Source organism: Nocardioides abyssi (assembly GCF_030412915.1).
Lineage (GTDB): Bacteria > Actinomycetota > Actinomycetes > Propionibacteriales > Nocardioidaceae > Nocardioides > Nocardioides abyssi.
Genome location: NZ_JAUHJR010000006.1, coordinates 215,306 through 235,006 on the forward strand (window position 1 = coordinate 215,306; position 19,701 = coordinate 235,006).

Here is a 19,701-nt window from a genome sequence, read left to right on the forward strand (position 1 = left end):
AGGCGCGCTGGCGCCTGTCTCGAAACCGAGCGTCGACGAGACCGCCACCGCTGGTCGAGCAGCGAGCGCAAGCGAGCGTCGACGAGACCCGGTGACCGTCCCCGCCGCCCTGCGTCTCTCGCCGGGTCTCGACACCGGTCGGGCCTGGCGGCCCTCCCTGCTCGACCGGCGGACGGTCGACCGGCCGGAGCGGACGATGGAGCTCGAGGCCGGTCAGCGGCCTCCGCCGCCTCCGCCCTGCACGTTGCCCCGCGCGGCTGCGACCACAGCACGACGTCGTGGATCGACGGGTGGCCGGAGGTGACGTTCTCGGTGCTCGGGCGGGAGTTCACCCGCGCGGCGGCGGAGACCCTGGCGTTCCACTCTCCGGACCGGACCCCGGGGTGCCGGGACCTGGAGCGCTGACGTCCGACGCCTCGTCCTCCGCGCGCCGTCGGGAGGACGCGGCGAGCGCGAGCGTCACGGCGGTCGAGGCCACGGCGACGACGACTCGCGACCGCGGCACGCCGTGGGCGGTGAGCCACCGGTGCAGCGCGACGTCGGTGCGCTCCCAGCGCGGCATCGTGCGCCAGGTCAGCCCGCCGACGACGGCCGCGCTGAGCCAGCCGACGGCGGGTGGTGCGTCGAGGTCGGCGTCCCGCAGCCCGTCGACGGCGGCGGCGGTGCTCGCGGCGGTGAGCCCGAGGCGGTACGCCGTCAGCGCTCGTGGCGAGAGGGTGGAGGGGTCGAGCAGGCCGAGCGCGCCCGGCACGACGGCCAGCGCGACGTCGCGGCCCGTGAGTCCAGCGGCCACCTCAGCGGCCCGCCCCGCCGTGCAGCATGGTTCGGAACAACGCGCAGGTCTCCTCGACCGCGGCCTGGGCGGCGGTGGAGTGGCGGCCCATGTCGACGAACCCGTGGATGAGCCCGGGGAAGGTGCGGTGCTCGACCGGGACGCCGGCATCGGCCAGCGCGCGGGCGTAGGCGTTGCCGTCGTCGCGGAGCGGGTCGAGCTCCGCGGTGACGACGACGGCGGGGGCCAGGCCGTCGAGGCGACCGTGCAGCGGGGAGAGCCGGGGGTCGCCGAGGGCGGAGGGGTCGCCGACGTACTGCGCGCCGAACCAGTCCATGGTCGGTCGGTCGAGGAAGTAGCCCTCGGCGTTCTCGGTGTGCGAGGGGTAGGAGCCGCCCATGTCGGTGACGGGGTAGACCAGCAGCTGGGCGGAGAGCGGACGGTCCTCGTCGCGGAACGCCTGGGCGACGACGGCGGACAGGTTGCCGCCGGCGGAGTCGCCGGCCACCGCGATCCGGTCGTCCCCGCCGAGGTCGGCCAGGGAGTCCGAGACCCAGCGGGCCGCCGCGAGCGCGTCGTCCACCGCGGCGGGGAAGGGGTGCTCGGGGGCGAGGCGGTAGTCGACCGAGACGACGACGGCGTCGCACAGCGTCGCGATGGTGCGGCAGGTCAGGTCGTGGGTGTCGAGGTCGCCGATGACGAAGCCGCCGCCGTGGAAGAACGCGACCGTCGGCAGCGGCCCGTCGGCCGCCGGGCGGTAGACGCGCGCGGCGAGGTCGCCCGCGCCGCCCGGGACCGTGACGTCCTCGACCGAGGCCACCTCGGGCACCGCGGCGGGATCGCGCAGGTCGACGGTGAGCACCCGGAAGCCGCGCCGCGCCTCCTCGGGGGTCTGCTCGTGCATCGGCGGGTTGCCGGAGCCGGCCATGAGCTGGAGCAGCACGTCGAGCTGGGGGTCGATCGTCGGCACGGATGGTCCTCCTGAGGGACGGGTCGGGGACGGGGACGGACGGGCGGGGTCGGGCAGGGACGGGTCAGACGAAGGCGCTGATGCCGGTCTCGGCGCGCCCGATGAGCAGCTTCTGCACCTGGCTGGTGCCTTCGTAGAGGGTCATCACGCGGGCGTCGCGGAGGTACTTCGCGGGCGGGTACTCGTCGACGTACCCCGACCCGCCGTGCACCTGGATCGCGTTGTTGGCGGCGCGGACGGCGGCCTCGGAGGCGAAGAGCTTCGCCTTGGAGGCGGCGATCCCGAACGGCTCGCCGCGGTCGATGAGGTCGGCGCACCGCCACACGAGCAGCCGCGCGGCGTCGGCGTCGACGGAGATGTCGGCGATCATGTCCTGCACCAGCTGGAAGCCCGCGATGGGCCGGCCGAACTGGGTGCGGGTGGTGGCGTAGGCGACCGAGGACTCCAGGCAGCCCTGCACGATGCCGACGCACCCGGCGGCCACCGAGACCCGGCCCTTGTCGAGGGTGGTCATCGCGATCTTGAAGCCCTGCCCCTCCTCGCCGAGCCGGGCCGAGGCCGGCACGCGGACGTCGTCGAGGAAGAGCTCGGCGGTCGCCTGGCCGCGCAGGCCGAGCTTCCCCTTGATCTCGCGGGCCTCGAAGCCGGGGGTGTCGGTGGGCACCAGGAACGCCGTGACACCGCGCGGCCCGGGCTCGCCGGTGCGCGCGAAGACCAGCGCGACCTGCGCCCAGGTGCCGTTGGTGATGAACAGCTTGCGGCCGTTGATGACGTAGTCGTCGCCGTCGCGCACCGCGCGGGAGGTGAGGTTGCCGGCGTCGGAGCCGGTGTCGGGCTCGGTGAGGCCGAAGCAGCCGAGGATCTCCCCGGACGCGATGCGAGGCAGCCACTCCTGCTTCTGCTCCTCGGTGCCGGCGGCGAGGATCGACTTGCCGACCAGCCCGTTGGAGACCGACACGATGCCGCGCAGCGCGGAGTCGGCCCGGCCGAGCTCCTCCATCGCGAGCACGTAGGTGAGGTAGTCGCCGCCGAGACCGCCGTACTCCTCGGGGATCGTCAGCCCGAAGAACCCGATCTCGCCCATCGCGGGCACGATCGCGGTGTCGACGGCCTCGCGGCGGTCCCACTCGATGCGGTGCGGGACGGCCTCGCGCTCGAGGAACTCGCGGGCGAGGGCCCGGAAGCCCTCCTGCTCGTCGGTGAGGCTGAGGTCCATGCGGTCATCCTGCCCGGCGCCTGGTGGCGGTCAGGTGACCGGCGCGCGGTCCTGGCGGCGCTCCCACCAGCCGCACCCGGCGAGCACCAGCGCGGCGAGGGCGGCGCCGGCGACGACGTCGATGACGTAGTGCTCGGCGAAGTAGACGAGGGCGAGCGACATCGCGAGGGGGTACGCCGCGAGCAGCCACCGCCAGCGGGCGCGCAGCTGGAGGATCCCGTAGCCGGCAACGAGGAACGCGATCCCCGCGTGCAGCGACGGCATCGCGGCCACCGGGTTGCCCACGCCCTGCAGCACCAGGTCGAACCGGCCCAGCCCGAGGTCGGCCCAGCCGCGGCTGGTGATCCGGGTGACGTCACCCATGAACCCGTCGCGCGAGGCCATCCACGGCGGCGCCATCGGGTAGAGGATGTAGACGACGAGCGCGCCGAAGTTGATCGCCAGGTAGCGCCGCATCCACCGCACCCACTCCGGCCGGCTGCGCAGCCACAGCACCGCGGCCAGCGTCAGGCCGGTGACGAAGTGGGTGGCGTAGACGGTCGTCAGCGCCACGTCGTACCACCGCGGCGGCAGGTCGCGGGTGCACGGATTGCCGCACCAGGCCGCCTGCAGGTGCTCGGTCGGGGTCGTCCCGCCGCCCAGCCACTCGTCGACGCGGATCGGCATCGTGACGTGCACCGGCAGCCCGAGCTCGTCGGTGAGGCCGCGGCTGTAGAAGTAGATGACCAGCCCGACCACCGGCGGCCACCAGTCCCGCAGGAACTGCAGGTGGTGGCGTGCGGGCTCCTGCACGTTCCAGGCGATCGTGGCCAGCCACAGCCACAGGAAGACCTGGACGGTGTCGTTGGGGATGCCGAGCAGCCGCGACCACAGGACCAGCGCCACGGCGTACGCCGTCATGGCCGCGATGCGGGCACCTCGCCGCGTGCGCCGGGCGGGCGCGGGCCCGGGGTCGGTCGTGGAGCGCTCGTCCTGCTCCTCGACCTGGGTCACGCGCCTCATCCTAAAGAAGGGTCTCGGCGTGCGCCGCCGGCTTTCGGTGGGACCTGTGCAACACCGCCGGTGCATCGAGCGTCTGTGGGGCATGGCGGTGCTGGTGCGGCAGGGTGGTGACGTGACGAGGTCGGACGTGCCGGGCGTGCCCGACTTCGACGCGTGGGTGGCCGCGCGCGGACCGGCGCTGCTGCGGCTGGCCTACACGCTGACCGGGGAGCGGGCCGACGCGGAGGACGTCGTGCAGGACGCGCTGTCGCGTGCGCTGCCGCGGTGGGAGCGGATCAGCCGCGTCGACGACCCCGACGCCTACGTCCGGCGGATGGTCGTCAACGCGCACGTGTCGTGGTGGCGACGGTTCCGCCGGCGCGAGTCGCCCGTCGAGGAGGTCCGTCCGACGGGGGCCGCGCCGGCCGCCGACGCGGGGCTGGCCGGCGAGCGGGACCGGCTGTGGCGGGCCTGTCGCGCGCTCCCCGAGGCGCAGCGGACGGCGGTGGTGCTCCGCTACTACGAGCAGCTGGAGTACGCCGAGATCGCGGCGCTGACCGGCGTGCGCGAGGGATCGGTGCGCTCGCGGGTCTCCCGCGGGCTGGCGGCGCTGCGGGTGGAGCTGGGCGAGCGGGAGGAGGAGCGGTGAACCGGTTCGAGGAGGAGCTGCACGAGGCGCTGGTGGCCGGTGCGGAGCGGGCGCCGGACGCGACCGGCCTGGCGTCGGCAGCCCGGGGACGCGCGCGGAGGAGGCGGCGTACGACGCTCGCGGCCGTGGCCGCCGGCGTGGTCGCCGCCGTGGCGCTCCCGCTCGGCGTGCTCGCCGCGACCGGCGGGGACGGCGGGTCGGACGTCCCCACGGTGCTGGACCGTCCCGCCGTCGCGCCGGGCATGCGGGTGGAGAGCTACCACCAGGTGAGCCTGCAGGTCCCGGCCGACTGGGAGCACGGTGGCCTGTCGTCGTGGTGCGCGTACGGGGGCGACCGCTCGCCCCGCGTCGAGCGGCCCGACACGATCGTGGAGCTCATCGGCTGCGGACGGCCCGGGCTCGGCGTGCGCCTGACGGAGGCCGGCGACGCCGACTCCTACGACGCGCCGCGGCTCGTCGAGGGGGACTGGGTCGGCCAGCAGACCCAGGCCGGCGTGCGGGTGGAGGTGCGCGCGACCGACGAGGAGACGGTCGACGAGGTGCTCGACTCGATCCGGGTCGCCCTCGACCCCGACCCGAACGGCTGCCCGGTGGTCCGAGACCTGCCGCCCGAGGGCTTCGCCTGGCCGGAGGACGGCGGCTCGGTCTGCCGGTACGACGCCGACGGGCAGCTCGTGCAGAGCGAGCTGCTCGCCGAGGCGGACGCCGCGGCTGCAGCCGCGGCTGTCGCCGCCGCGCCGGGCCGGGGCGCGATGAACGACTGCGCGAACGCGCCCGGCGAGTCGGTCGTGCTCGGCCTGCCGGACGGCCCGGCGCGGGTGGAGTACTCCGGTCTGCCCTGCTCGGACCGTGGCGTCTTCGTGGACGGCCGCCACCTGCAGCTCACCCGGGACGTCATGCGCTGGGCGCTGTCGCCGGGCTGGTCGGGCAGCGTGACGGAGTGGGTCCCGGTGCCCGACCGGCTCCGGACGGTCGGCTGAGCCGCCTGCGCCGGAGCGGACCTACTGGGCGCTGCGGCTGTCGGTGACGACGCCCGGCCACGCCTCGACGAGCCCGTCGAGGGCGGGGGCCGCCTGGTCGGGGCCGAGGACCGAGCGGACCTGGGCGACGACGACGTGGCGGATGGCCGGCCAGGCGTCGACGGAGGCCAGCTCGGGGTCGATGCAGCCGTCGGAGGCGAGCCGCACCAGGTTGGCCGGGATCGGGAAGCCGAGCAGGTCGGCCACCGAGAGCAGCCCGGCCGCGCCGTCGCCGACCTCGCACAGGTCGCTGAAGGCGAGGTGGCCGGCGCCGCCGAGCACCACGATGCGCTTGGGCGCCGACATCGCGACGTACGCCTGCTCCATCCGCTCGGCGGTGACGATCTGGTCGGCGCCGCCGACGAGCAGCAGGCCCGGCTGGGTGGGCACCTCGGTGGCGCCCTCGTCGAGCGCGCCGGTGGCAGCGCCGGCCATGCCGACCCAGGTGTCCACGCGGGGGTCGGCGACCGCGAGGTTCTCGACCGCTCGGCCGCCGGCGGAGTGGCCGACCGCGGCGACGCGGGTCATGTCGACCCGCTTGTGCAGCCAGCTCTTCCTCGCCCGCGACTTCGTGCCGAGCAGCGTGATCGTGTCCCGCAGGTCCTGCACGTCGGTGGTCGTGCCGGGCTTGCCGCCGAGCACGGTGGTCATCGTCCGGCTGCGGTGGTCGGGCGCGGCGACGACGTAGCCCCACGACGCGAGCGCGGCGGTGAGGAAGGTCGACTGCTGGCGGAAGCCGGCGAAGCCGTGGCTGAAGACCACCAGCGGGAAGCCGCGCTTGGCGATCGGCGCGCGGCGCACCCCGCCGCTGGGGTGGGTGACGGTCGCGCCCGCGGGGATGAGCCCCTTCAGGAACGCCGGGAGGTACTCGACGACGTCGTAGGTGCCCTCCGGCTTGCCCGCGACGTCGGCCGGACGCGTGGGGTACCAGACCTCGACCAGCGCACCGGTCGGCAGCCGCATGGAGCGCTGGCCGACGCCGTACGGCCCGTCGCCGGCGTACGCCGTGGGGCTCGGGGCGGTCTCGTCGGCAGCGGCGGACGCGGGGCCGGCCGGGGCGGCGGGAGCGGGCCCGGCCAGCAGGCCGAGGGCGAGGGCGGAGGCCGAGGCGGCCGTCAGGAGGGCGCGCGTCGCGCGGGTGAGGCGGGTCACGTCCCGCACGGTAGGGCGCCCCGCGGACATTCCGCAGGCAAAACGAGTCGCTCCCCGGCCGTCGAGGGCGGAGAATCCTCCGTCGTGGGACACGTGGACGTCGCCGGGGTGCGCTACGAGCTGCCGGACGGGCGGGTGCTGCTCGACGACGTGTCGTTCCGCGTCGGTGAGGGGCAGAAGGTCGCCCTCGTCGGCGCCAACGGCGCGGGCAAGACGACGCTGCTGCGCATCGTCATCGGCGAGCTGCAGCCGCACGCGGGCGTGGTGACGCGCAGCGGCGGCCTCGGCGTCATGCGCCAGCACGTCGCGCACGGCTCGACGACGGTCGCCGACCTGCTGCTGAGCGTCTCTCCGCCGCGGGTGCGCCAGGCCGCGGCCGAGGTCGACCGGCTCGAGCTCGCGCTGATGGAGACCGACGACGAGCGGACCCAGATGGCCTACGCGGGCGCGCTGGGGGAGTACGCCGACGCCGGCGGCTACGACGTCGAGGTCACGTGGGACGTGTGCACGACCGCCGCGCTCGGCCTGCCCTACGACCGGGCGAAGTACCGCGAGCTGACCACGCTCTCGGGCGGGGAGCAGAAGCGTCTCGCCCTGGAGTTCCTGCTGCGCGGCCCCGACCAGGTGCTGCTGCTCGACGAGCCCGACAACTACCTCGACGTGCCCGGCAAGATCTGGCTCGAGGAGCGGATCCGCGAGTCGGACAAGACCGTGCTGATGATCAGCCACGACCGCGAGCTGCTGAACAACACCGCGACCCGGGTCGTCACCGTCGAGCTGGCCGGCGGCGGTCCGGGCGTCGGCAACTCGGTGTGGACCCACCCGGGCGGCTTCGCCTCCTACCACCAGGCGCGCACCGACCGCTTCGAGCGGTTCGAGGAGATGCGCAAGCGCTGGGACGAGGAGCACGCCAAGCTCAAGGCGCTCGTGCTCCGGCTGAAGATCAAGGCGGAGTACAACGACGGGATGTCGAGCCAGTACCGCGCCGCGCAGACCCGGCTGCGCAAGTTCGAGGAGGCCGGCCCGCCGACCGAGCAGCCCCGCGAGCAGCAGGTCTCGATGCGGCTGCGTGGTGGCCGGACCGGCAAGCGCGCGGTGGTGTGCGAGCAGCTGGAGCTGACCGGCCTGATGCGCCCCTTCGACCTCGAGGTCTGGTACGGCGAGCGGGTGGCCGTGCTCGGCTCGAACGGCTCGGGCAAGTCCCACTTCCTGCGGCTGCTCGCCGCCGGCGGCAGCGACCCCGACGTCGAGCACCGGCCCGTCGGGGAGGTGGCGATCGCGCCGGTCGCGCACACCGGCAAGGCCAAGCTGGGTGCGCGGGTGCGGCCCGGCTGGTTCGTGCAGACCCACGAGCACCCCGAGCTCATCGGGCGGACGCTGCTGGAGGTCCTGCACCGCGGCGACGGCCACCCCGACGGCCGGCAGGGGATGGGCCGCGAGCAGGCCGCGCGCGTGCTCGACCGCTACGAGCTGAGCGCGTCGGGCGAGCAGACCTTCGAGTCGCTCAGCGGCGGCCAGCAGGCGCGCTTCCAGATCCTGCTGCTCGAGCTGTCCGGCGCGACCCTGCTGCTGCTCGACGAGCCCACCGACAACCTCGACGTGCAGAGCGCCGAGGCGCTGGAGGAGGGGCTCGCGGCGTTCGACGGGACGGTGCTCGCGGTGACCCACGACCGGTGGTTCGCCCGCGGCTTCGACCGGTTCCTCGTCTACGGCGCCGACGGCGAGGTCTACGAGTCCGACGGCCCGGTCTGGGACGAGGGACGGGTGGCGCGGTCGCGATGACCTCCCCGGAGCGCGCGCAGGACCCGGGGCAGGAGCCGCCGCTGCGGGTGGTCGAGGTCGACCCGTTCGACGACGCCGCCCTCGCCGCCTGGCACCAGGTGTACGCCGCGGCCGAGGCGCACGACCTGGGCGACCTCGCCACGCCGTGGCAGCTGGCGGAGGTCCGGGCGATGATGCAGCGACCCGGCTCCGGCTCGTGGCAGGGCGCCTGGGCGGGGGTGCTCGGCGACGGGCCGGACGCGCCCGTCGTCGCGGCGGGGTGGATGCGCATCCCGCTGCTGGACAACCTCGACCGTGCCGAGCTGACCGTGCACGTGCTGCCCACGCACCGGCGCCGGGGCCACGGGTCGGCCCTGCTGGCCCACCTCGAGCAGGTCGCCCGCGAGCGCGGCCGCCGGATCCTCGCCACCGAGACGGCCTACCCGTACGCCGCCGGACCGGCCGGCGACGGTGTGCCGGGCCCCGAGCTCGCCCGGGCCCGCGGCTACGTGTTCGGGCTGGGCGACGTGCAGCGGCGGCTGCGGCTGCCGGTGGCCACCGACCTGCTCGACCGGCTGGCCGGCGAGGCCGCCGGGCACCACGCGGCGTACACCCTGCGGTCGTGGGTCGGGCCGGTCCCCGAGGAGCTGCTCGTGGGGTGGGCGGAGCTCACCGCCTCGTTGATGACCGAGGCGCCGACCGGCGAGCTCGACCTCGAGCCGGAGAGCGCCGACCCGCGGGTGGTCCGCGAGCGCGAGGAGCTGCTCGAGCGCCAGGGCCGCACGAGCCACGCGACGGTCGCCCTCGACGCGGATGGTGCCGTGGTGGCCTACAGCGAGCTGGTCACCACCGTCCACGAGCCCGGCCGGGCCTACCAGTGGGGCACGCTCGTGCGCCGGGCCCACCGCGGCCACCGGCTGGGCGTCGCGGTCAAGGTCGCCACCCTGCGGCTGCTGCAGGAGCGGCGGCCCGACGTCACCCAGGTGCTGACCTACAACGCCGAGGTCAACGACCACATGATCGCCGTCAACGAGCTGCTCGGCTTCGAGCCGGTCGCGCGGCTCGGGGAGTTCCAGAAGGTCCTCGAGCCGCGCGGCTGAGCGCCGGTCAGCTGCTGGTGGCGTCGGAGTCCAGCTCGAGGTCGACGGTCCGCTCGTCGCCGTCACGGACGAAGGTCACCGTGACCTCGTCGCCGGGGCGGTAGGAGCGGATGGTCGCGACCAGCGAGTCCGCGCTGGTGATGGCCCGGTCGTCGACCGCGGTGATCACGTCGCCGGCCTCGATGCCGGCCTTGCCGGCCGTCGAGCCGTCGGTGACCTCCTGCACCTGGGCGCCGAGGACGTCCGGGGTCTCGGGCTGCTCCTGCTCGGGCTGCTCCTGGCCCGGGAAGCCCTCGAGTCCGCCGGGGCCCTGGGCGCGGGGAGCGCCCGGGTCGCTGACGGTGATGCCGAGCCGGGCGTGGGTCGGGGTCTCGCCGGCCTTCATCTGGTCGACGATCGGCAGCACGGGCGCCATCGGGATCGCGAAGCCCAGGCCGATCGACCCGCCCTCGGAGCCCAGCCCGCTGGAGGAGGTGCGGATGGAGGAGTTGATGCCGATGACCTGGCCGGCCATGTTGACCAGCGGGCCGCCGGAGTTGCCGGGGTTGATCGCCGCGTCGGTCTGGATCGCGGGGTAGGTCGTGGAGTTCTGCTCGTCGTCGGTGCCGACGTTGACCGGCCGGTCCAGGGCGCTGACGATGCCGCTGGTCACCGTCGACTCGAGGCCGAAGGGCGAGCCGATGGCGACGACCTGCTCGCCCACGTCGAGCGCGCCCGAGTCGCCGATCGTGGCGGGGGTGAGGTCCTCGACGTCCTCGGCCTGGATGACCGCGGTGTCGGTCAGGGGGTCGCGACCGAGGATCTCGGCGTCGGCCCGGCTGCCGTCGCTGAACGCCACGGAGATCTGGCCCCCGTCGGCCGCGAGCTCGATCACGTGGTTGTTGGTGAGGACCAGCCCGTCCGAGCTGAGCACGATGCCCGAGCCGGAGCCGGCCTCCTGCGCGCCGCGGACCTCGATCTGCACGACCGAGGGCAGCACCGCCGCGGCGACCTGCTCCACCGACCCCTCCGGTGCCGGGTCGTCGGAGGTGCTGACGACCGGCGACGCGGTGGCCGCGCCGCGACCGCCCGAGCCGGCGCCACCGTCGTCGTCGTACGCCGACCAGAGCGCGGCGCCGCCGACGCCCGCGCCGCCGCCCACGACGAGGGCCCCCGCGAGCACGGCCGCCGCGAAGCCCTTCCGCCCGCGCTGCGGCCGGGCCGCCGCCGGCTCTGGCGACGGCTCGGGGGACGGCTCGGGGGACGGGGTGCCCCACCCCGCCGGGGGGCCGGCCGGCGGGGGACCGGCCGGGTAGGCGTGCAGCGGGGCGGTGTCCTGCGGGTCGCGGTCGTCCTCGGTCATGGCTCCACGGTGCCCAGGGTGCCTGTGACGATCCTGAGACGCGGCTGTTGGTCGGGCGAGAAGGGCTCGACGGGGCTTGTGATGTGGACCACAATCGCGCCATGACTGCCACCGCACCGCCGACCGCCCCCGACACGACGGCCGCCCCCGAGCCGGTCTTCGTCGACGACCGCCTCGCCCACTGGGCGCGCACCACGCCCGACGCCGAGGCGATGACCTACCTCGGTCGCACCTGGACCTGGGCGCAGTGGGACGAGCGGGTACGCCGCGCGGCCGGTGCCCTCCAGCAGCTCGGCGTGGGGCGCGGGGACGTCGTGGCGTTCCTCGACAAGAACCACCCGGCCTGCGTCGAGCTCTCCCTGGCGGCCGGCTCGCTGGGCGCCGCGAACGCGATCGTCAACTGGCGCTCCTCCGGCGACGAGGTCGAGTACGCCGTCAACGACTCCGGAGCGACGGTGCTGGTCGTCGGCAGCGAGCTGATGGAGACCGTCGAGGCGATCCGCGACCGGCTGCCGCAGGTGGAGCACGTCGTCGAGGTGACGCCCGAGGGCACCGACGGCGACGCGTGGGAGGCGCTGCTCGCCGACGCGACGCCGGTCGACCGGCAGCCCGACGTCGAGCCGGACGACGTGTGCCTGGTGATGTACTCCTCCGGCACGACCGGACGGCCCAAGGGCGTCATGCTCACCCACCGCAACATGGTCAGCCACACGATCAACGCCCACGACGGCTGGGGCTTCGAGCCCGGTGACAAGTCGATGGTCGCGATGCCGCTCTTCCACGTCGGCGGCTCGTCGTACGTCCTCTTCGGCCTCCACGACGGCATCCCGAGCGTGATGACCCGCGACCCCGACGGGATGTCGCTGGCCGGCGCGATCCTCGCCGGCGCCAACCGGACCTTCCTGGTGCCGGCGGTGCTCGCGCAGGTGCTGCAGTCCGGCGAGGACGCGGTCAAGCTGTTCGGCGCGCTGAAGACCTACACCTACGGCGCGGCCCCGATGCCCCCGCCGCTGCTGCGTGCGGCGATGGCGGCCTGGCCCGACACCGACTTCATGCAGGTCTACGGCCTCACCGAGGTGGCGGGCGTCGCCACCCACCTGATGCCCGAGGACCACCGCACCGCGGAGGCCTCCGGCCACCCCGAGCGGCTCGTGTCGGCCGGCAAGGCCGTGCCGGGGGTCGAGATCCGGATCGTCGACCCGGCCACGCTGGAGGACCTCCCGGTCGGCACGCACGGCGAGATCTGGCTGCGGACCCCGCAGCTGATGAAGGGCTTCCTCAACAAGCCGGAGGCGACCGCGGAGGTGGTCGTCGAGGACGGCTGGTTCCGCACCGGCGACATGGGCAAGCTCGACGAGGACGGCTACCTCTTCGTCGAGGACCGGCTCAAGGACATGATCATCAGCGGCGGCGAGAACATCTACAGCCCCGAGGTCGAGCGGGTCCTCGCCGAGCACCCGGCGGTCATGGAGGTCGCGATCATCGGCATCCCGGACGACACCTGGGGCGAGTCGGTCAAGGCGGTCGTGGCGCTGAAGCCGGACGCGTCGGCGACCGAGGAGGAGATCATCGCCTACTGCCGCGAGCACCTCGCGCACTACAAGTGCCCCCGCAGCGTCGACGTGCTCGAGGCGCTCCCGCGCAACCCCACGGGCAAGATCCTGAAGCGCGAGCTACGTGCGCCCTACTGGGACGGGCGCTCCCGCGGCGTGAACTGACCGCAGGGGAACGCCCCCGCACCGGACCCGCCACAGGCCGGTAACAGTCGCCCCACAAGCGCCACGACACCACTCCCCGCCTGCCACGGTGCCCGAGAGGGCTGAGCCCGACGAGCAGGACAAACGGGGGAGTGGTGTCGTCATGCGCGCACGCATGCAGGGTTGGGTGGCCACCGCGGTGGCCGGGGCCGTCGTGGGACTGGCGGTGCCGCTCGGCGCGCTGGCGACCGGTGGAGCGGCGGGTGCCGCCCCCGGCGGCGGCACCTGGACCGGCACCCCGTGCGTCGAGACCACGCACGCCTTCGGCAAGGCGACCGGCTGGACGGAGTTCGTCCAGGGTGACGGCCACCGGACCTCGGAGTCCGAGGGATCGGTCGCCTACGGCGGGAACCTCCCCACCGGGATGTCCATCGGCTCGGACCTGACCGTCTCGGCAACGACCCCGACGCTGGTCGTCGCCGGGACCCACGGGGAGTGGTTCAACCTGCAGAAGGGGAGCGCGTTCGTCGTCCCCAAGACCGGCGTGAACCACAACAGCGGCGGTGCCTACCTCTCCACGAACCCGATCGACTTCCCCACGGCGTTCGCCGAGCTGCGCGAGCGCTCCACCCGGTGGGGCGCCGCGCCCGCCACAGGCGCCGCGGTGCGGGCCGGCGCGGACGAGGTCAACCGGGTGATCGAGCTGCGGGGCACGGACCCGAAGCTCAACGTCTTCAGCCTCACCCAGGCCGACCTCACCGAGGCCAAGACCATCGCGTACGACGTGCCGACGGGCGCCGCGGTCCTGGTCAACGTCCGCGGCACCTCGGTGCGGGTCACCAGCAAGATGACCCTCACCCCGGGCGGCGCCCAGCCGACCACCCAGGGGGTGCAGGCGCGAGGCCCGTTCATCTGGAACTTCCCCGAGGCGACGTCGCTGACGTTCGACGTGGGCTCGGACTTCGGTGGGCACGTGCTCGCACCCCGAGCCGACGTCGTCGTCCAGCTCGGCGTCCTCATCGGCCAGACCATCGCGAAGTCGTTCCGCTCGCCCAACGAGACCCACGTGGCGATGCTGCCTCACACGGTCTGCCTGCCGCCGACCACGCCGCCGACCACGCCGACGCCGACCCCCACCCCGACCACCCCGGTCGACCCGCCGGTGGACCCGCCGGTGGACCCGCCGGTGCGCTCGGACGTGACGGTCACCAAGACCGCGTCGTCGACGACCCCGCGGGGTGGTGACGCGCTGACCTACCGGCTCACCGCGCGCAACGTGGGAGCCGCAGCCGCCACGGGCGTCACCGTCACCGACGCGCTCCCGGCCGGGGTCACCCTGGTCGCGCCGCCGACCGGGTGCACCGTCCTCGCCCGCGTGCTCACCTGCACCGCCGGCACCCTCGCTGTAGGCGCGAGCGCGTCGTGGGACGTGCCCGTCACCGTCGACCCCGTCGCCGGGGCCGGCGCGCCCGCGGACCGCTGGCTGCTGCACGAGCTGACCCCGACCAAGCAGGAGGTCCACGTCGACCTCGAGCCGGGGGAGACCCGCACGGTCAACGTCGCCTGCGCCGCGCCCGACGCCCTGCTCAGCGACGGCCAGGTGCGCGTCGACCACGTCGATCAGGGCACCGGCGAGCTGACCGACGTGCGCGTGCTGCGCTCGCAGTCGACCGGCACCGGCTCATGGAAGGTCGTGCTGCGCAACGAGGCGACGGGCCGCGCGCAGGCCAAGGCGTTCGCCGTCTGCCTGCCCGGCAGCACCGAGGTCACCGAGGGCCACCGCCACGCGTTGTCGCTCGACCCGGAGCCCGTCACCAGCACCCAGGTGTGGGGCACCGGTCGGCAGACCGCCACGCTCGCCTGTCCCGCCGGCACAGCTCCGGTCGTGCCCGGCTTCGCCCTCGCCGGCGGCGCCGCCCGCTGGTCGGGCTCGGAGCCCGTGGCCGCGGGTGGCACCTCCTGGCGGTTCACCTTCGACGTGACCGACCCCGCCACCGTCGAGCTGTCGCTGCGCTGCCTGCGCCGCGAGGTCGCCTCGGTCGACGGGCACACCCACGCGCTGCGGCTCGACCACGTCGTCCGCACCGTCACGCTCCCGCCGGGCCAGGTGGTCGAGGAGCAGGTCATCTGCGCCGACGACGCCAAGGGCATCACCGCCACCTGGTCGCTGCCGCCCGGTGTCGTCCACCTCGGCAACGACCCGCGGCTCAAGGCACGGGCGTTCCGGCTGCTCAACACCACCGGCGCGCCGGTCCAGGCCGTCGTCGACCTCGAGTGCCTGGCCGACCGGCCCGGCCCGGAGGTCCGCGGGCACGCCCAGCCGGTCGTGGTCGCCAACACCGCCACGGTCACCTCGACCTCGGTCGACGCCGACCCGACCAACAACAGCGCGACGGCCACGGTGTCGGTGACGCCCGGCAGCACCACCGCGGTGCCCGCCGCGGCCGCCGGGCTCGCGGGCCGGACGGTCACGCTGCCGGTGGTCTCGTCGATGCCCGGCAGCGCCCGGGTGGTGCTCCGGTCCGGCGGCAAGGCGCTCGGCCGCGCGAAGGTCTCGCTGCGCCCCGGCGGGGTCGTCAGCGCGCGCGTCACGCTCACCAAGGCGGGTCGCACGGCCGTCCTCCGCGCCGGCCGGGTCACCGCCGTCGTCGACCCCACCCGCGGGCCGGCCACGCGGCGTACCGTCCGCCTGCGCTGACCCCGTCGCCAGGCCCCGGTCGCCAGGCCCCGGTCGTCGGGGTAGTAACGGTCGGAAACGTCCGTGACCACCCCGACGACGGACGTTCTCGACCGTTACTACCCCGTCCAGGTCAGACGGGCAGGCCGAGGGCGCGCAGCCGGGCGCGGGTGTCGTCGGCGCCGGTGAAGAGCACGGCGGCCATGCCCAGGGCCGAGGCGGCCTCGATGTTGGAGGCACGGTCGTCGACGAAGGCGAGCGCGGTCAGCGGCAGGCCCATCCGCTCGGCGACCAGCTCGTAGGCGCGCCGGTCGGGCTTGGCGACGCCCTCGGTGCCGGAGACGACCACCCCGTCGAGGAGGGAGACCACCTCGAAGCGCTGGGGGGCGTGCGGGTAGAGCTCGTCGGACCAGTTGGTCAGGCCCCACTGCGGCACGCCCGCGGTGCGCAGCTCACGGACCAGGTCGGCGGTGCCAGGCACCTCGCCGAGCAGGGAGGCCGCGAAGTTCGCGCGGTACGCCAGCGCGTGCTCGAGCCAGTGCGGGTGCGTGCGACGTACCTCCGCCTCGGCGTCCTCCCACGCGCCGCCCGAGTCGGGGCCGTGGTTCCACGCCAGGAAGTCGAAGTCGGTCGCGGTCAGGAACCGGCGCGCCTCGTCCTCGCCCACGCCGGCCGCGATCGCGGCGAGCGGGTCCCAGTCGATGAGGACGTTGCCGAAGTCCCAGACGACACCCTCGACCGAGCCCTTGACCGCGCCCTCGACCGTGCCCCGGACGCGCACGACCCCGGACGGCGAGCCGTCCGGGGTCGTGATCGGGTCCGGGTCCTGGGTCAGGCCCACCGCTCGGAGGCCGGGGTGAAGGTGAGGCCCCGGTCGCCGGTGTAGATCTGCTTCGGACGCGCGATCTTCTGGTCCTTGTCCTGGGTCAGCTCCAGCCACTGGGCCAGCCAGCCCGGGGTGCGGCCGATCGCGAAGAGGACGGTGAACATCTCCGGCGGGAACTGGAAGGCCTCGTAGATCAGGCCGGAGTAGAAGTCGACGTTGGGGTAGAGCTTGCGCTTGACGAAGTACTCGTCCTCGAGCGCGATCTTCTCCAGCTCCAGCGCGATGTCGAGCAGCGGGTTGGTGCCGGTGACCTCGAAGACGTCGGTGGCGGCCTTCTTGATGATCCGGGCACGCGGGTCGTAGTTCTTGTAGACCCGGTGGCCGAAGCCCATGAGCCGCTCGTTGCCGTTCTTCACGCCCTCGATGAAGGCGGGGATGTTCTCCTTGCCACCGATGCGGCGGAGCATCCGGAGGACGGCCTCGTTGGCGCCACCGTGCAGCGGGCCGTAGAGCGCGCCCACGCCGGCCGCGACCGCGGAGTAGGGGTCGACCTGGGTCGAGCCCACCGAGCGCACCGCGTTGGTCGAGGCGTTCTGCTCGTGGTCGGCGTGCAGGATGAACAGCACGTCGAGGGCCTTGACGAGACGCTCGTCGGCCTCGTACTTCGACTCGCTCATCTTGAACAGCATCGAGAGGAAGTTGGCGGTGTAGCCGAGGTCGTTGTCGGGGTAGACGTACGGCTTGCCCTGCGCGTGGCGGAACGACCAGGCGCCGAGGGTCGGCATCTTCGCGATCATCCGCACGATCTGCATGTGGCGGTTGTCGGCGTCGGAGATGTTGCGCGCGTCGGGGTAGAACGTCGACAGGGCCCCCACCGACGCCATCAGCATCCCCATCGGGTGCGCGTCGTAGCGGAAGCCCTGCATGAACGTCTTCACGTTCTCGTGCACGAACGTGTGGTAGGTGATCTCGTGCACCCACGCGTCGTACTGTGCCTTGTCGGGCAGCGACCCGTGGATGAGCAGGTAGGCCACCTCGAGGAAGTTCGACTTCTCGGCCAGCTGCTCGATCGGGTACCCGCGGTACTCCAGGATCCCCTGGTCACCATCGATGTAGGTGACGGAGCTGCGGCACGAGGCGGTGTTGACGAAGCCGGGGTCGTAGACGGCCAGGCCCGGAGCATCCTCCCCGGACTTGATCTTCCCGAGGTCCGCGGCCTTGATGGCGCCGTCGGTGATCGGGACGTCGTACTCCTGTCCGGTGCGGTTGTCGCGGACGGTGAGAGAGTCAGTCACGTCACCAACCTAGACCGGGGACGGGAGCCGCGTTAACCCGGTGTCCCGCGACGCGGTACGGCGAGGGGCCGGCCGGCCCGCGTTTTGACCCCCCGGGCCGCCCCGCCGTAGTCTTGCCGGTCGCGACTCCTGCCGCGCTCGTCCCCTCTGTCGGGACGGGTGCAGATCCGGACGCCGACCCTCCCGCGAGGGGGTCGAGGCGAGCCGGGCCGTGTTCGTCAGAAGCCGCAGCAGCACCACCCGCGCGGGTCCACCGCCGCGGGAACCACGAACGAAAGAGCCCACAGCCGTGCGTACGTACGCCCCGAAGCCCGCTGACATCCAGCGCGAGTGGCACGTCATCGACGCGACCGACATCGTCCTGGGTCGTCTCGCCGTGCAGTCCGCCAACCTCCTGCGCGGCAAGCACAAGCCGATCTTCGCGCCGAACGCTGACACCGGTGACTTCGTCATCGTCATCAACGCCGAGAAGGTCGCGCTGTCGAGCAACAAGAAGACCACCAAGATGGCCTACCGCCACTCCGGCTACCCGGGCGGCCTCTCGGCCACCCCGGTCGGCGAGCTCCTCGAGAAGGACGCCCGCAAGGTCATCGAGAAGGCGGTCTGGGGCATGCTCCCCAAGAACCGTCTTGGTCGGCAGATGCTGAAGAAGCTCAAGGTCTACAGCGGCCCGAACCACCCGCACCAGGCCCAGAAGGCCGTCCCGTTCGAGATCACCCAGATCTCCCAGTAATCGACTGCCCTACCGAAAGTCTGAGTGAGGATCACCGTGGCTGAGACCACCGACACCAACACCGAGGTCGAGGAGACCTACGAGGTCAACGAGCAGGGCGTCGCCTACAGCTCGGAGAGCGCGCCGTCCGCCGACGCGCCGGCCCGTCCCGCGACCATCGCCCCCGGCGCGGCCACCGGCCGTCGCAAGGAGGCCGTCGCCCGCGTCCGCATCGTGCCGGGCACCGGCGTCTGGACCGTGAACGGCCGGACCCTGGACTCCTACTTCCCGAACAAGCTGCACCAGCAGGTCGTGAACGAGCCGTTCGCTGCCCTGCAGCTCGAGGGTCGCTTCGACGTCATCGCCCGCATCCACGGCGGCGGCATCACCGGGCAGGCCGGCGCGCTGCGCCTCGGCGTGTCCCGCTGCCTCAACGCGATCGACGTCGACGCCAACCGCCCGACGCTGAAGAAGGCGGGCCTCCTGACCCGCGACGCGCGCGTCATCGAGCGCAAGAAGGCCGGTCTGAAGAAGGCCCGCAAGGCGCCGCAGTTCAGCAAGCGCTGACGTCCCACGTGGGTCGTCTGTTCGGCACGGACGGGGTCCGGGGCCAGGCGAACGGTGTTCTCACCGCTTCGCTGGCCCTGGACCTCTCCGTTTGTGCTGCCCGGGTGCTCGTCGACCACGGCGAGTACACCGGGTCCCGCCCGCTGGCCGTCGTCGGCCGCGACACCCGCATCTCGGGGCAGTTCCTCGAGCACGCCGTCGTCGCCGGGCTCGCCTCGGCGGGCGTCGACGTGGTCCGCGTCCGGGTCGTGCCGACGCCCGGGGTGGCCCACCTGACCGACGCGCTCGGCGCGGACGTCGGCGTGGTCATCAGCGCCTCGCACAACCCGATGCCCGACAACGGCATCAAGTTCCTCGCCCGCGGCGGCGTCAAGCTCGACGACGCGCTCGAGCGCGAGATCGAGTCGCTCATGGGCCAGCCGTGGCAGCCCCCCGTCGGCGGCGACGTCGGCCGGGTGACGCCGTACGCCACCCCCATCGAGGAGTACGTCGACCACCTGGTCGCCACCGTGCAGCCGCTGCGCGGGCTGAAGGTCGTGCTCGACTGCGCCCACGGTGCCGCCTCGGTCGCGGGCCCCCGCGCCCTCGAGGCCGCCGGCGCGACCGTCGTCGCGATCAACGCCTCGCCCGACGGGCTCAACATCAACGACGGCGTCGGCTCCACCCACCTCGGGCCCCTGCAGGCCGCCGTGGTCGAGCACGGTGCCGACGCCGGCTTCGCGCTCGACGGCGACGCCGACCGCTGCCTCGCGGTCGACGCGGCGGGCCAGGTCGTCGACGGCGACCAGATCCTCGCGATCCTCGCGCTCGGCCTGCGCGCGGCCGGCCAGCTCAAGGACGACACCGTCGTGGCGACCGTGATGAGCAACCTCGGCTTCGTCAACGCGATGCGCGACGCCGGCGTCGCGGTGCGCCAGACCGCGGTCGGCGACCGCTACGTGCTCGAGGAGATGAACGCCCACCAC

17 protein-coding genes are annotated in these 19,701 nt (G+C 73.7%); 9 read left to right on the forward strand and 8 right to left on the reverse strand.

What is annotated here, in order from left to right; translation table 11 throughout:
* Positions 1-328: 328 nt before the first annotated feature.
* From QWY29_RS15060 to QWY29_RS15075, 4 genes are all read right to left on the reverse strand, one after another.
* On the reverse strand, positions 329-793 hold the full coding sequence (locus tag QWY29_RS15060) for a hypothetical protein (RefSeq protein ID WP_300961829.1): 465 nt from the start codon (positions 791-793) through the stop codon (positions 329-331).
* A gap of 1 nt (position 794) precedes the next feature.
* Entirely contained in the window at positions 795-1,742 is a 948-nt protein-coding gene (gene lipP1, locus QWY29_RS15065; RefSeq protein WP_300961830.1) for a LipP1 family hormone-sensitive lipase, read from the reverse strand.
* 64 nt (positions 1,743-1,806) lie between these two features.
* Positions 1,807-2,958, reverse strand: coding sequence for an acyl-CoA dehydrogenase family protein (locus tag QWY29_RS15070; protein WP_300961831.1), 1,152 nt, complete (start codon positions 2,956-2,958; stop codon positions 1,807-1,809).
* A gap of 30 nt (positions 2,959-2,988) precedes the next feature.
* Complete coding sequence (locus tag QWY29_RS15075; protein ID WP_300961832.1) at positions 2,989-3,951, reverse strand: phosphatase PAP2 family protein; 963 nt, start codon at positions 3,949-3,951, stop codon at positions 2,989-2,991.
* Positions 3,952-4,072: 121 nt separating this feature from the next.
* On the opposite strand from QWY29_RS15075, the gene QWY29_RS15080 reads away from it, so the two are divergent.
* Both QWY29_RS15080 and QWY29_RS15085 read left to right on the forward strand, forming a co-directional pair.
* Positions 4,073-4,588 (forward strand): SigE family RNA polymerase sigma factor, encoded by a 516-nt coding sequence (locus QWY29_RS15080; protein ID WP_300961833.1) that lies wholly within the window; start codon positions 4,073-4,075, stop codon positions 4,586-4,588.
* Complete coding sequence (locus QWY29_RS15085; protein WP_300961834.1) at positions 4,585-5,568, forward strand: hypothetical protein; 984 nt, start codon at positions 4,585-4,587, stop codon at positions 5,566-5,568. The genes QWY29_RS15080 and QWY29_RS15085 overlap by 4 nt, the downstream gene beginning before the upstream one ends.
* 21 nt (positions 5,569-5,589) lie before the next feature.
* On the opposite strand, the gene QWY29_RS15090 is transcribed toward QWY29_RS15085, so the two are convergent.
* Positions 5,590-6,759, reverse strand: a complete 1,170-nt coding sequence (locus QWY29_RS15090) for an alpha/beta hydrolase family protein (protein ID WP_300961835.1) — start codon at positions 6,757-6,759, stop codon at positions 5,590-5,592.
* A gap of 84 nt (positions 6,760-6,843) precedes the next feature.
* Between QWY29_RS15090 and QWY29_RS15095 the strand changes: the two genes are divergently transcribed.
* Both QWY29_RS15095 and QWY29_RS15100 read left to right on the forward strand, forming a co-directional pair.
* Positions 6,844-8,541, forward strand: a complete 1,698-nt coding sequence (locus QWY29_RS15095; protein WP_300961836.1) for an ABC-F family ATP-binding cassette domain-containing protein — start codon at positions 6,844-6,846, stop codon at positions 8,539-8,541.
* The gene (locus QWY29_RS15100) at positions 8,538-9,620 is read left to right on the forward strand and encodes a GNAT family N-acetyltransferase (RefSeq protein ID WP_300961837.1); all 1,083 of its coding nucleotides are present in this window, start codon (positions 8,538-8,540) and stop codon (positions 9,618-9,620) included. The genes QWY29_RS15095 and QWY29_RS15100 overlap by 4 nt, the downstream gene beginning before the upstream one ends.
* 7 nt (positions 9,621-9,627) lie before the next feature.
* Here QWY29_RS15100 and QWY29_RS15105 read toward each other — a convergent pair whose 3' ends face one another.
* Positions 9,628-10,962, reverse strand: a complete 1,335-nt coding sequence (locus QWY29_RS15105; RefSeq protein WP_300961838.1) for a S1C family serine protease — start codon at positions 10,960-10,962, stop codon at positions 9,628-9,630.
* A 101-nt stretch (positions 10,963-11,063) separates the two neighbouring features.
* On the opposite strand from QWY29_RS15105, the gene QWY29_RS15110 reads away from it, so the two are divergent.
* On the forward strand, positions 11,064-12,680 hold the full coding sequence (locus QWY29_RS15110; RefSeq protein ID WP_300961839.1) for a long-chain-fatty-acid--CoA ligase: 1,617 nt from the start codon (positions 11,064-11,066) through the stop codon (positions 12,678-12,680).
* 142 nt (positions 12,681-12,822) lie between these two features.
* Positions 12,823-15,357 (forward strand): choice-of-anchor A family protein, encoded by a 2,535-nt coding sequence (locus QWY29_RS15115; protein ID WP_300961840.1) that lies wholly within the window; start codon positions 12,823-12,825, stop codon positions 15,355-15,357.
* A 112-nt stretch (positions 15,358-15,469) separates the two neighbouring features.
* Here the strand turns inward: QWY29_RS15115 and QWY29_RS15120 are convergent, their stop codons facing one another.
* Complete coding sequence (locus QWY29_RS15120) at positions 15,470-16,177, reverse strand: HAD family hydrolase (protein ID WP_300961841.1); 708 nt, start codon at positions 16,175-16,177, stop codon at positions 15,470-15,472.
* Complete coding sequence (locus tag QWY29_RS15125; RefSeq protein WP_300961842.1) at positions 16,168-17,457, reverse strand: citrate synthase; 1,290 nt, start codon at positions 17,455-17,457, stop codon at positions 16,168-16,170. Before QWY29_RS15125 ends, QWY29_RS15120 begins: the two co-directional genes overlap by 10 nt.
* A gap of 289 nt (positions 17,458-17,746) precedes the next feature.
* Here QWY29_RS15125 and rplM point away from each other — a divergent pair, with 289 nt between their 5' ends.
* The 3 genes from rplM to QWY29_RS15140 form a co-directional block, all read left to right on the forward strand.
* The gene (gene rplM, locus QWY29_RS15130; RefSeq protein ID WP_300961843.1) at positions 17,747-18,190 is read left to right on the forward strand and encodes a 50S ribosomal protein L13; all 444 of its coding nucleotides are present in this window, start codon (positions 17,747-17,749) and stop codon (positions 18,188-18,190) included.
* A 36-nt stretch (positions 18,191-18,226) separates the two neighbouring features.
* The gene (rpsI, locus tag QWY29_RS15135; protein WP_300961844.1) at positions 18,227-18,736 is read left to right on the forward strand and encodes a 30S ribosomal protein S9; all 510 of its coding nucleotides are present in this window, start codon (positions 18,227-18,229) and stop codon (positions 18,734-18,736) included.
* Between the two features lie 8 nt (positions 18,737-18,744).
* The coding region (locus tag QWY29_RS15140; protein WP_300961845.1) for a phosphohexomutase domain-containing protein at positions 18,745-19,701 on the forward strand (957 nt) is incomplete at its 3' end.

What these genes read in the sequence shown, in the direction of transcription:
- QWY29_RS15070 (WP_300961831.1), bottom strand. Translation starts at nt 2,958, where the DNA reads ATGGACCTCAGCCTCACCGACGAGCAGGAGGGCTTCCGGGCCCTCGCC.
- QWY29_RS15100 (WP_300961837.1), top strand. Translation starts at nt 8,538, where the DNA reads ATGACCTCCCCGGAGCGCGCGCAGGACCCGGGGCAGGAGCCGCCGCTG.
- QWY29_RS15105 (WP_300961838.1), bottom strand. Translation starts at nt 10,962, where the DNA reads ATGACCGAGGACGACCGCGACCCGCAGGACACCGCCCCGCTGCACGCC.
- QWY29_RS15110 (WP_300961839.1), top strand. Translation starts at nt 11,064, where the DNA reads ATGACTGCCACCGCACCGCCGACCGCCCCCGACACGACGGCCGCCCCC.
- QWY29_RS15115 (WP_300961840.1), top strand. Translation starts at nt 12,823, where the DNA reads ATGCGCGCACGCATGCAGGGTTGGGTGGCCACCGCGGTGGCCGGGGCC.